The following is an 11722-nucleotide window of genomic DNA, read 5'->3' on the forward strand; positions in this document are numbered from 1 at the left end:
AAGGGGTTCGGGGCATGGAGCTGAAGGGCGCTGTCGCCGTCATCACGGGCGCGGCCGGCGGCATCGGCGCGGCGCTGGCACGGCGGTTCGCCGCGGAGGGCGTGCGCGGCCTGCTGCTCGCCGATCTCGACGGCGGCAAGGTCGAGGACCTGGCCCAGGAGCTGGACCGCGCCGGCTGCCACACCGTGGGCGTGGCCAGCGACGTCTCGCGCGAGAGCGACGTGCGCGCGCTGGTCGACACCGCCGAGAAGCACCTCGGCCCGGTGGACCTGTTCTGCAGCAACGCCGGCATCGGCAGCGGCGCCGGCATCGAGGCCGCGAACGAGGCCTGGCAGGCCAACTGGGACATCAACGTGATGGCCCACGTCTATGCCGCGCGCGCCGTCCTGCCGGGGATGCTGAAGCGCGGCCACGGCTACCTGCTGAACACCGCCTCCGCGGCCGGCCTGCTGCAGATGCCCGGCGACGCCGCCTACACGGCCACCAAGCACGCCGCCGTCGCCTTCGCCGAGTGGCTCTCCGTCACCTACGGCGCGCAGGGCATCCGCGTCAGCGCGCTGTGCCCGCAGGGCGTGCGCAGCGCGATGACCGCGCGCGACGACGTCCGCGCGGTGCTGACCGCCTTCGGCGAGCTGATCGAGCCGGAGGACGTCGCCGAGTCGGTCGTCCGGGGCCTCGCCGAGGAGCGGTTCCTGATCCTCCCGCACGAGGAGGTCGCCACCTACGAACAGCACCGCACCGCGGACCGCGACGCCTGGCTGACCGGCATGCGCAAGGCGGTCGCCTCGCTGCCGCAGCTCGGCGCCTGAGGACGCCTCAGGACGCCCTCGGCGGCCGAGGACCGCGCCGAGCCGGCCGGCGCGGCGGCCAAGACCACCACGCCGGCCCTCACCAACGACTGACGGCCCCGGACGTCAGGCCGGGCTGACGGCCTTCACCGCCGCGGCCAGGGCGCTCGCGCCCTGGTCAGGGGTGGGGAGGAGGGCGGGGACCGGTACCGTCACGCCGTTGGCCGCGTAGGCGCTGATGCGCTCACGGCAGTACTCCGGCGAACCGTGGACCAGCAGGGCGTCCACGACCTCGTCCGGGACCGACGCGGCGGCGGTCTTGCGGTCGCCCGCCGCCCAGTTCTTCCACAGCGGTTCCAGCGCGTCCCCGCGGCCCAGCCAGCGGTGGAACTCCGCGTAGGCGGGCACGGTGAGGTAGGCCGCGATCAGGCGCCGGCCGAGCGCGCGGGCGTAGACGGCGTCCTCGGTCGGGCAGACGAAGATCCGCGCCACGACCTCCTTGCCGTGGTCGGGGCCGGCCTCGGCGTCGAAGACGGCGCGCGCCTTCGGGACGTCCTCGGGCGCAAGCCAGTTGAGGATGGTGCCGTCGGCCTCGCGCGCGGCCAGCTTCAGCATCCCCGGCCGCAGCGCGGCCAGCAGCACCGGCGGGGTGTGCGCGGGGACCCGGTCCAGCCGGAACCTGCGCACGGAGAAGGTGCTGAACTCCTCCGTGACGGGCTGCCCGGTGAACGCGGCCCGCAGGAAACGCAGCACGTCCCGGCTCCGCCGGTACGGCTCCTCGAACGGGATCGCGTTCCAGTCCTGCACGATGACCGGCGACGACGCCCCGATCCCGAGCTGGAACCGGCCCGGCGCGGCCTCGGCGAGCGCGGCGGCCTGCATCGCCAGCAGCGCGGGCCCACGGGTGTGAACGGGCACGATCGCGGTCCCGAGCCGCAGCTGCGGCGCCCAGACGGAGGCCAGCGCCAGGGGGGTGAAGCCGTCCGCGCCGGCGGTCTCCATCGACCACAGGTCCGTGAAGCCGAGGTCCGGCAGCGACTCGACCAGGGCCCGCTGCGCGGCCAGCGGAATACCGTCGAGGGGGAAGGTGAGGCCCCAGCGGGCGGGGGCTGTGGGGGTGGCGGTCATGGGCCGATGCCACCATGTCGTCGGGGCACCGGCAAGAGGGGACGACTGTGACGAACACCCAACCAGGTGAAACGGGGTCGGCGAGGACGCACCGTCAGGTGACCGAGGCACCGCCGCCCTCCGCCTGGTCCGCCGTCGGCGCGCTGCTGCTGGCGCTGCCGGCCGCGCTGACCCTGGTCGCGGCCGTGGTCATGATCCTGTGCGGGAGCTGGGGCCTCTCTTACGGATCAGGCCGGGCCCGCGACGGCTGCGACGGCGTCGCGGCAGAGGCGGTCGGCCAGCCGGATCGTCTCCGGCAGGCGGTAGCGCGGCGCGGCAGCCAGCACCAGCTCCGTCGCGCCGTCCAGGTCGATCAGGTGCCCGACCGAGACCGTCACCGGCTTGACGCCGGTCTGCGTGCGCAGCACGCGGGCGACGAGCTCGCCGGAGTCGCGGACGTCGGCGGTCGCGCCGCGTTCGGGGCCCGGCTCGGTCCACTCCCCCAGCAGCGGCGTCTTGGCCACCCCGAGGGTGGGGACGCCGGTCAGCACGCCGAGGTGACAGGCCAGGCCGAAGCGGCGCGGATGCGCCAGCCCCTGGCCGTCGCAGAGCAGCACGTCCGGCGCGGTGGTCAGCCGCTCCAGCGCGCGGATCAGCACCGGCAGCTCGCGGAACGCGAACAGCCCGGGGACGTACGGGAATCCGGCCGTGCCGACCGCCGTGGCCCGCTCCACGGGCTCCAGCGTCGCCGCGTCCAGGACCACGACCGCCGCCGCGACCTCGTCGTCCGCCGAGCCGTGCGCGCCGACGTACGCGACGTCGAGCCCGGCGATCAGCCGTGGCGGACGCGGCAGCGGAACGGCCCGGACCAGCGGACGCAGCTCCGCCTGCACGGCCAGCGCCTCGGCCTCCGTGGCCGGCCAGGGGTGCTCGCGCTGAAGCCGCATCAGTTCTCCTGGCCGGCCTCGGCCGCGCGGATCGCGTCCCGGTAGCCACGGGCGGCGGCACGCAGCGCCGCCTCCGGGTCCACACCCGCGTCCTGGGCCTCGGCGGCCAGCCGCAGCAGCCGCGCGCCGAAGTCGGACTCGGCCGCCTCGGGCAGCTCGACCGGGACCGTCGCCTTGGTGGCGCGGGAGTGCAGCTTGGCCGCGAGGGCGAGGGCGGGCTGGCCCAACGGGATGCCGTCCGTGGCGGACGCGCGCTGCTTCTCCGCCGCCTTCAGCTCCTCCCAGTTGGCCTCGACCTGCTCGGCGGTGTCCGCGCTGCGGTCGGCGAAGACGTGCGGGTGACGGTAGATCAGCTTGTCGACGATGTCCCCGGCCACCTCGTCGATCGAGAACGGGTCGGTGGCGTGCTCCTGCGCGATGCGGGAGTGGAAGAAGACCTGCAGCAGCACGTCGCCGAGCTCCTCGCGCAGCGTCGCCCGGTCCCCCTCCTCGATCGCCTCGACCAGCTCGAAGGCCTCCTCGACCAGGTACTTCACCAACGACTCGTGGGTCTGCTCGGCGTCCCAGGGGCAGCCGCCGGGCGAGCGCAGCCGGTCCATCACGGTGACCAGGTCCAGCAGCCGGGCGCCCGGCAGGTCGTAGGAGCCGGGCAACAGCTCCAGCTCCGGCACGACCACGCCCGGCGTCTCCGCGCCCTCGACCGCGAAGCGGGCCAGGGCGTCCGTCAGCCCCGGGTCGCCGTCGGGGGCGACCAGCCAGACCACGACGGCGGCCGCGGCGGCCTCGGCGAGCGTGCGGGCACGGGCGTAGGCCGGCACGTCCAGCACCTCCACCGCGACCCCGCTCTGCGCCAGCGGCCCGAGCAGCGGGTGGGCCGGGTCCCCGGCCAGCACGCGGTCGGCCGCGTGCAGGGTCTGCCAGGCGGAGCCGGAGAGCAGGCCGGGTGCGACCCGGTGGGTGGTGCTCAGCAGCACCAGCCGTCCGGGGCTCGACGGGGCTTCGGTCAGTGCATCGCTGTGCTGAATATCGCTGGGGGCCACACAGGGAAACCTACCCCTGCCCCGCGCCGTCCTGGGACACCTGCTTGATCCACGGCTGGGAGGCGTTGCCCAGGCTCAGGCTGGTCGCGTCCCAGCTGCCGTAGCGCGGGTTCACCGAGATCCCGAGGCTCGCCGCGACCGGCCGGAGCAGGTCGTCCAGCTTGGCGATCTGCGCGTTCGGGTCCGTGAGGCTCGCCCCGCCGGCGTTCTGCAGCAGGGCGTCCCGGCCGGCACGCCAGCGGAAGTAGGGCTCGAGGTCCTGCGGCGGCAGCCCCAGCTGGCTGACGAACTGCGCCGCCAGCTGCTGCTCCCCGCCCGCGCTCCGCAGGTACGGCGCCTCCTGCGCCTCCACGTCGGTGGCGGAGACCTGCAGGCCCTTCTGGTCGAGGGCCGTCTGGACCAGCTGCGCCTGGATGAGGAACGCCAGCACGTTGCTGGGCAACCCGGCCGAGTCCTGCCCGAAGGGCTGGCTGGAGCCGGGTCCGCCGCCCTGTGCGGGCGCGGCCGCGCGGAACGCGGAGACCTGGTCCTCGACGGTGGCGACGCTGATCCGCTGGGCGCCGACGACCGCAGCCGAGCCGGTGTGCGCGGTGCCCGCGGTCCCGCTCCCCGAGCAGGCCGCGAGGCCGGGCAGGGTGATCGTGGCGAGCAGCGCCAACAGGGCGGTGCGGGTGCGGTTCACGGGGCCTCCTGCGACTGACGGTCCGTCCGATGCGTCCGGTGCGTGTGCCGCAGATCACGGTCCCACGCAGGCGTCGCCCGCACCAGAGGGCACGCGAAGCACGCCCGTTTAGTCCCCCGGGCGGGCGGTTCAGTGCGCTTGGCGCTCCCGCGCGTCCGCTGTCGCGGGATCGCCCTCCGGAGCCGGGGCGCCGTGCGCCTCCGGCGGCGCGACCTCGCCGAAGCGGGCCAGCGCCAGCGCGCCGGCCACGGCGACGGCGAAACCGAGCAGCGCCAACCAGAGCAGCCCCGGACGCGTCCGGTCACCGAGCAGGATGACGCCCAGCAGTGCGGGCAGCGCGGTCTCGCCCAGCACCATCGCCGCGGTCGCCGTGGTCACCTTGCCGCCGCGCACGCCCTCCGTCATGAAGATGAACGCGACCGCGCCTCCACCGAGCAGCGCGTAGGTCGCCGGCTCCTTCAGCAGCGGCACCAGGTCCGTGCCGTGCACGGCCGGCAGCAGCCGGACCGAGAGTCCGACCACGCCGAAGCCCAGCCCGCACAGCGTCCCCATCACGGCCGCCCGCGCCGGCTCCTTCAGCCGCCACGCGACCGCGCCACCCACGGCGATCACCACGACGGCGGCGACCATGGTCCAGTGCAGCGCCATGCCCGGGTGCTTGTCGCCCTCCTTGCCCGCGGTCGCCCCGAGCAGCGCGAGGCCGGCACAGACGCCGGCCACGCCGGCCCACTCGGCCCTCCCGAGCCGCAGATGCAGCACGGCCGCGCCGAGCACCGCCGTCACCGCGAGCGCGCCCGCGAGCGCGGCCTGCACGACGTACAGCGGCAGGGACCGCAACGCGATCAGCTGCGCCACGAAGCCCAGCAGGTCCAGTCCGAGCCCGCAGACGAACGGGACGTTCACCATCGCCCGGACCGTCCCCAGCAGCCCACCGCCCTCCCCGGCCGGCGAGTGCGCCTGGGCGCCGAGCGCCTGCAGCACCATGGCCGAACCGAAACAGAGCGCGGCGGCGAGCGCCATGACGAGTCCGAACAACATACTCCGAGCCTATCGGTCCGATTTGGGCGGCGGGCACCATGCAGTCCCAGGGGCGCGGGGAACCGCGCCCCTGAGGTCAGTGCAACTAACTGAACATGGCGGAGAGGAACTCCACGCACCAACTGAGAAGCTCCCGTCCCACGACGGGCTTGCCGCCGATGCGCGCCGTCGCCGGCCTGGGGACGAGGACCAGCTTCGTCGTCGACTTCACCTGGCTGCGCGGGTACAACCGCGCCAGGCGGAGCTCCTGCGACTCCCGCAGCTCGATCGGGCCGAAGCGGATGAACTGGCCCTGGAGCGTGATGTCCGAGATCCCGCACCGCCGCGCGAACAACCGCAGGCCTGCGACCAGCAGCAGGTTCTCCACCGGCTCCGGCAGCTTGCCGTAGCGGTCGGTGAGCTCGGCCCGCACCTGGGCGATGTCGTCCTCGGAGTTGACCGCCGCGATCGACCGGTACGCCTGCAGCCTGAGCCGCTCGCCGGGGGCGTAGTCGTGCGGGACGTGCGCGTCGACGGGGAGCTCGATCTTGACCTCGAGCGGCTCCTCCTCCGGAGCGGCTCCGCCGCTCTCCAGCATCTCGCGGAACTCCGCGACCGCCTCGCCGACCATGCGCATGTAGAGGTCGAAGCCGACGCCCGCGATGTGGCCGGACTGCTCGCCACCCAGCAGGTTGCCCGCGCCGCGGATCTCCAGGTCCTTCATCGCGACGTACATGCCCGCGCCCATCTCGGTGTGCTGGGCGATGGTCGCGAGCCGCTCGTGCGCGGTCTCGGTCAGCGGCTTCTCCGGCGGGTAGAGCATGTACGCGTAGCCGCGCTCCCGCCCACGTCCGACACGTCCGCGCAGCTGGTGCAGCTGCGACAGGCCGAAGGTGTCGCCACGCTCGACGATCAGCGTGTTCGCGTTGGAGATGTCGATGCCGGACTCCACGATCGTCGTGGAGACCAGGACGTCGAACTCCTTCTCCCAGAAGTCGACGACGACCTTCTCCAGCTGCTGCTCGCCCATCTGCCCGTGCGCGGTGGCGACCCGGGCCTCGGGGACGAGCTCCTTCAGCCTCGCCGCCGCCTTGTCGATCGACTCGACCCGGTTGTGGATGTAGAAGACCTGGCCCTCGCGCAGCAGCTCACGCCGGATCGCGGCGGCGATCTGCTTCTCCTCGTAGGGGCCGACGAAGGTCAGCACCGGGTGGCGCTCCTCCGGCGGGGTGGTGATCGTCGACATCTCGCGGATGCCGGTGACCGCCATCTCCAGGGTGCGCGGGATCGGGGTGGCTGACATGGTCAGCACGTCGACGTTGGCGCGCAGCTTCTTCAGCTGCTCCTTGTGCTCGACGCCGAAGCGCTGCTCCTCGTCGACGATGACGAGACCCAGGTCCTTGAACTTGGTCTCGTTGGAGAAGAGCCGGTGCGTGCCGATGACGACGTCGATGCCGCCCTCGCGCAGGCCCTCCAGCACGGCCTTCGCCTCGCTGTCGGTCTGGAACCGGGACAGCGGCTTCACGACCACCGGGAAGTTGGCGTACCGCTCGGCGAAGGTGGAGAAGTGCTGCTGCACCAGCAGCGTCGTCGGGACCAGCACGGCCACCTGCTTGCCGTCCTGCACGGCCTTGAAGGCCGCCCGCACCGCGATCTCGGTCTTGCCGTAGCCGACGTCGCCGCAGATCAGACGGTCCATCGGGACCGACTTCTCCATGTCCTCCTTGACCTCGGCGATGGTGGAGAGCTGGTCGGGCGTCTCCGCGTAGGGGAAGGCGTCCTCCAGCTCGCGCTGCCACGGGGTGTCCGTGCCGAAGGCGTGGCCGGGCGAGGCCATGCGTGCGGAGTAGAGCTTGATCAGGTCGGCGGCGATCTCCTTGACCGCCTTCTTGGCGCGCGCCTTGGTCTTGGTCCAGTCGGCGCCGCCGAGCCGGTGCAGCGTCGGGGCCTCGCCGCCGACGTACTTGGTGACCTGCTCCAACTGGTCGGTCGGCACGAAGAGCCGGTCGCCGGGCTGGCCGCGCTTGGCGGGCGCGTACTCCAGCACCAGGTACTCACGGGTCGCGCCCTGGACGGTGCGCTGCACCATCTCGATGTAGCGGCCGACGCCGTGGGCCTCGTGCACGACGAAGTCGCCGGCCTTGAGCGCGAGCGGGTCGATGGCGTTGCGACGGCGCGAGGGCATCCGGCGCATGTCCTTGGTGGAGGACTTCTGGCCGGAGAGGTCGGTCTCGGTGATCACGCAGAGCTTGAGGCCCTCGTGGACGAGCCCGTTCTCGATCGCTCCGCAGGCGACGTGGATGACGTCGGCGTCGGGGGCGGTGGTGAGGTCCGGGGTGAGCCGCGCACCGATGCCCTCGCCGCCGAGCATCTCGGCGATGCGCGCGGCGGGGCCCTGGCCCTCCGTCACCAGCACGACGCGCCAGCCCTCGGCGAGGCGGCCCTTGGCGTCGGCGATGGCGCGGGCCGTGTCGCCGCGGTAGGCCTCGACCGGGTGCATGCCCAGGTGCAGCACGTCCGGGCCGGTCGCCTCCTCCTCGTCGGCGGCGAACGGGCTGACGGACCACCAGGGCAGGCTGATCTCGGCGGCGTGCTCGCGGATGTCGGCGATCGACCAGAGCGAGGCCGCGCCGACGTCCAGCGGCGCCTGGCCGCCGGAGGCTGCCGCGACCCAGGAGGCCTGCAGGAACTCGGCGCTGGTGGCGACCAGGTCGGCGGCGCGGGTGCGTACGCGCTCCGGGTCGCAGACGACGGCGACGCTGCCCAGCGGCAGCACGTCCATCAGCAGTTCCATGTCGTCGACCAGGACCGGCGCGAGGGACTCCATGCCCTCGACGGCGATGCCCTGGGCGATCTTGTCCAGGATCTCGCTCAGCTCCGGGTGCTCCTCCGCCAGCTCGGCGGCGCGGGCGCGCACCTCGTCGGTCAGCAGCAGCTCACGGCAGGGAGGGGCCCACAGGCCGTGCTGCGCGATCTCCAGCGAGCGCTGGTCGGCGACCTTGAAGTACCGGATCTCCTCGACCTCGTCGCCCCAGAACTCCACCCGCAGCGGGTGCTCCTCGGTGGGTGGGAAGACGTCCAGGATCCCGCCGCGCACGGCGAACTCGCCGCGCTTCTCCACCAGCTCCACGCGCTGGTACGCGGCGGCGGCGAGGCGCGCGACGATGTCGTCGAGGTCGACCTCCTGCCGCTGCTTCAGGCTCACCGGCTCCAGCTCGGCCAGGCCCTTGACCTGCGGCTGCAGCACGCTGCGCACCGGCGCGACGATCACCTGCAGCGGCCCGGCCGCCGGGTCGTCGGCGGACGGGTGCGCGATGCGGCGCAGCACGGCGAGGCGGCGGCCGACGGTGTCCGAGCGCGGCGAGAGCCGCTCGTGCGGGAGCGTCTCCCACGCCGGGAACTCCGCGACGCTGTCGGGCGGCAGCAGGGACGCGAGCGCGGCGGCCAGATCCTCCGCCTCACGGCCGGTGGCCGTCACGGCGAGCACGGGACGCCCGCGCTCCCCCTTCGCCTTCCCCGCGAGGGCGCGCGCGAGCGCGGCGATCGCGAACGGCCGGGCGGCGGGCGGCCCCACCAGGTCCAGGTGCCGCCGATCCCCGGCGAGTGCGGCTTCCCCGGCCTCGGCGAGCGCCGGGTCGGAGACGACGATGTCGAGCAGGCCGGTCAGGCTCATCTACTTCTCTCAGCCAGAGGCAACGCGAAACACCCGGACTGCGAGGCAACCCGGGGGTCTCCAGCGTACGCCGCGCGCCCGGACTTCCGCTCGACAGGAACGGTTCGGGCAACCACTGATGAGTCGACGGCCCTGTGCGTTCGGGGCTCTACCTCGCTGGATGCCTTGTCGCGCCCGCGCTGGGGGCACCTCCCGGCCGAAGGCTGGGAGAAAGCCGCACGTCGGCAGAGCCTCGCACCCCTGAGGCAGGTGCAACTAACGGTTGTCGGGATTGTTGTCCACAGGCTGGGGAAGAGTCGGGAGCTCGGAGGTGTCCGCCTCGCTCGCCGGGGCCGGGGCGGGGTCCGGTTCGGGAGCGGGTTCCGTGGCGGGCTCGGCGTCCGGAGGGGAGGCCGGGTCGGCGGTGGCCGCGGCGGAGCCGGTGAGGGCGACGAGGGTTTCGCGGATGTGGTCCAGCTGGGCCTGGATGTGCTCGCGCGTCTGCGTGAACGTGGCCAGCTCGCGGTCCGACTGCTCCGCGATGCGCACGGCCTCGCGGCGGGCCGCCTCGACGAGGCGTTCCGACTGTGTCGACGCGTCGGCGTCGATCTCGTCGGACTTGGCCTGCATGGCCTTGAGGTGGCGCTCGCTCTCGGAGACCTTGCGTTCGCCGATCGCGATGACCTCGTCCTCCCAGGCGACGACCTTCGCCTCGTGCGCGGCGAACTCCTGCTCGACCGTGCGCTGCTGGCCCGACAGCCAGGAGTGGGCCTCGCGGGAGGCCTGGTCGGCGCGGACGCGGACCTCCTCCGCGTGACCGGTGGCGGCGTCGAGGACGCCCCGGGCGTCCCGATCGGCTTCGCCGCGCAGCGCCTCGGCCTGGTTGCGGGCGCGGTCGAGCTCGCGGCGGTGGGACTCGTCCGCCGCGGCGCGCATCTGGTCGGCGTACTGGGCGGCGACGGTGCGCCTGCGGCGGGCCTCGGTCCGGGCCTCGCCTTCGATCCGGGTGGACTCCGCGACCGCGTCCGAGCGGACGGTCTCGGCCTCCTCCTCGGCCGTCACCAGCAGTCCGGCGGCGCGCGGGCTCAGCGTCTCGAAGTCCGGGACCGCCGCCTCCGCCACGACCTGCGCGGCCTGGACGTCCATCAGCCGGCGCTCGAGCGCGCGCATCTCGTCGCCGAGCCCGGACAGCCGCTGCCACGCCTGGTCACGGGCGTCGGTGAGCTGGGCGAGGGACTGGTCGACCTGGTCGACGTCGTAGCCCTTACGGGTCAGGGGGAAGTCCGCCGCGCCAGGAGTGCTCGGATCGCTCATCTCTGCTGCCGTCCTCCGCCTTGCCGGACATGGTCGGTGCTCGTCCTATTTTGAGCAGATTAGTTCTTCTTACGACGGTACCGACACAGAGAAGGGGACCGGCCACCGGGCCGGTCCCCTTCTTGGGCGTTTCACACGATCAGCGCTACAGCAGGCCGTCCCAGAACTGCTCCAGGATCACAGCCCACCAGTTCTCCGGCGAGGACAGCGCGGCCGGGTCGATCGCGTTGATCTCGTTCTGGAAGTCGCTGGTCCAGCGGCCCGCCTGCTCCTGCGTCAGACCGAAGCGGAACCGCCACAGCCGGCCCAGTGCCGCGAGGCAGCGGACGAACTGCGGCAGGCCGGTGTTGACGAAGCGCGGCTGCGCCCCCTCCGGTCCGGCCGGCTGGCCCTGCGTCCCCAGGTCGACCGCGACGATCGCGTTCGTGCCGTACTGGACGCACAGCTGCCGCCCGTAGTCGTTGCCGACCACGAGGTAGGTGCCCGCGTCCGGACCGGCCTGCAGGCCGCGCTCAGCGGCGAGCTCCGCCAGCGTCGGGATCGGCCGGCCGGGCTGGGCCTGAGCCCAGAAGAACGGACCGAACTCGCGCGGCAGGCCCGCCCAGGTCAGCGTCGACTGGACCTCCGGCGGCACGCCCGCCCGGGAGACCGCCTGCTGGTCGAAGCGGAACAGGCTCTGGTCCCCGAACGCGGTCCCCAGCTCCTGTGCCAGCGCCTGCGGCGGCGGCACCGGGGCCGGCGGCGCGGCGGGCGCGAGCGGCGCCCGCGACGAGGCGATCGGCGCGGGACCCGCGGCGTGGGTGTGCAGCTCGCGCAGGTGGTCCAGCAGGTGGTCGACCCCGCGCCGACGCGCGGCGGCCTCCCGCCCGTAGGGGGCGGTGTGCGTGATCCGCACGTTCGGCCAGGCCTCCTTGACCATGCGCGCGCAGTAGCCAGCGGGCAGGTCGCAGCACTCCAGCTCGGTGTGCAGCTCCAGCACCTGCTCCGGCGGCACGTTCAGTCGGCGCACCTCCTGCAGGATCTGCCACTCCGGGTGCGGCTGCCCCAGCGCGGAGCGCTGGATCACCTGCTGCTCGGAGCCGTCCGGGCCGCGGTAGCGGAGCACGGCCATGTAGCCGGGACCGACCGTTGGCACACCCGGCGCCGGCGCGGGCGCGCCGGCGCCGGGTGTGCCA

9 protein-coding genes are annotated in these 11722 nt (G+C 73.6%); 1 reads left to right on the top strand and 8 read right to left on the bottom strand.

Features of this window, described 5'->3' with window-relative positions; genetic code table 11:
• The first annotated feature begins 14 nt into the window (after positions 1-14).
• Positions 15-809, top strand: a complete 795-nt coding sequence (locus tag DN069_RS31650; protein WP_111506674.1) for an SDR family oxidoreductase — start codon at positions 15-17, stop codon at positions 807-809.
• A gap of 105 nt (positions 810-914) precedes the next feature.
• Here DN069_RS31650 and DN069_RS31655 read toward each other — a convergent pair whose 3' ends face one another.
• The 8 genes from DN069_RS31655 to DN069_RS31690 all read right to left on the bottom strand — a co-directional run.
• Positions 915-1916, bottom strand: a complete 1002-nt coding sequence (locus tag DN069_RS31655; protein ID WP_111506675.1) for an LLM class F420-dependent oxidoreductase — start codon at positions 1914-1916, stop codon at positions 915-917.
• 227 nt (positions 1917-2143) lie between these two features.
• On the bottom strand, positions 2144-2842 hold the full coding sequence (locus DN069_RS31660) for an endonuclease V (protein ID WP_111506676.1): 699 nt from the start codon (positions 2840-2842) through the stop codon (positions 2144-2146).
• Positions 2842-3882 (bottom strand): nucleoside triphosphate pyrophosphohydrolase, encoded by a 1041-nt coding sequence (locus DN069_RS31665; RefSeq protein WP_243639989.1) that lies wholly within the window; start codon positions 3880-3882, stop codon positions 2842-2844. Before DN069_RS31665 ends, DN069_RS31660 begins: the two co-directional genes overlap by 1 nt.
• 10 nt (positions 3883-3892) lie before the next feature.
• Positions 3893-4564 carry a SurA N-terminal domain-containing protein gene (locus DN069_RS31670; RefSeq protein WP_111506677.1) on the bottom strand — a complete coding sequence of 224 codons (672 nt, stop codon included), beginning with the start codon at positions 4562-4564 and terminating at the stop codon, positions 3893-3895.
• A gap of 129 nt (positions 4565-4693) precedes the next feature.
• Positions 4694-5602, bottom strand: coding sequence for a DMT family protein (locus tag DN069_RS31675; protein WP_243639991.1), 909 nt, complete (start codon positions 5600-5602; stop codon positions 4694-4696).
• 85 nt (positions 5603-5687) lie between these two features.
• Complete coding sequence (gene mfd / locus DN069_RS31680; protein WP_111506678.1) at positions 5688-9254, bottom strand: transcription-repair coupling factor; 3567 nt, start codon at positions 9252-9254, stop codon at positions 5688-5690.
• 255 nt (positions 9255-9509) lie between these two features.
• On the bottom strand, positions 9510-10547 hold the full coding sequence (locus DN069_RS31685) for a coiled-coil domain-containing protein (RefSeq protein WP_111506679.1): 1038 nt from the start codon (positions 10545-10547) through the stop codon (positions 9510-9512).
• 145 nt (positions 10548-10692) lie between these two features.
• A partial coding sequence (locus DN069_RS31690) for an SUKH-4 family immunity protein (RefSeq protein ID WP_111506683.1) occupies positions 10693-11722 on the bottom strand: 1030 nt, incomplete at its 5' end.

The sequence above is a fragment of the Streptacidiphilus pinicola genome (assembly GCF_003258295.1).
In the GTDB taxonomy this organism is placed as follows: Bacteria; Actinomycetota; Actinomycetes; order Streptomycetales; family Streptomycetaceae; genus Streptacidiphilus; species Streptacidiphilus pinicola.

Coding starts and splice junctions, on each gene's coding strand:
- DN069_RS31660 (WP_111506676.1), bottom strand. CDS start 2,842: ATGCGGCTTCAGCGCGAGCACCCCTGGCCGGCCACGGAGGCCGAGGCG.
- DN069_RS31650 (WP_111506674.1), top strand. CDS start 15: ATGGAGCTGAAGGGCGCTGTCGCCGTCATCACGGGCGCGGCCGGCGGC.
- DN069_RS31685 (WP_111506679.1), bottom strand. CDS start 10,547: ATGAGCGATCCGAGCACTCCTGGCGCGGCGGACTTCCCCCTGACCCGT.
- DN069_RS31675 (WP_243639991.1), bottom strand. CDS start 5,602: ATGTTGTTCGGACTCGTCATGGCGCTCGCCGCCGCGCTCTGTTTCGGT.
- mfd (WP_111506678.1), bottom strand. CDS start 9,254: ATGAGCCTGACCGGCCTGCTCGACATCGTCGTCTCCGACCCGGCGCTC.
- DN069_RS31655 (WP_111506675.1), bottom strand. CDS start 1,916: ATGACCGCCACCCCCACAGCCCCCGCCCGCTGGGGCCTCACCTTCCCC.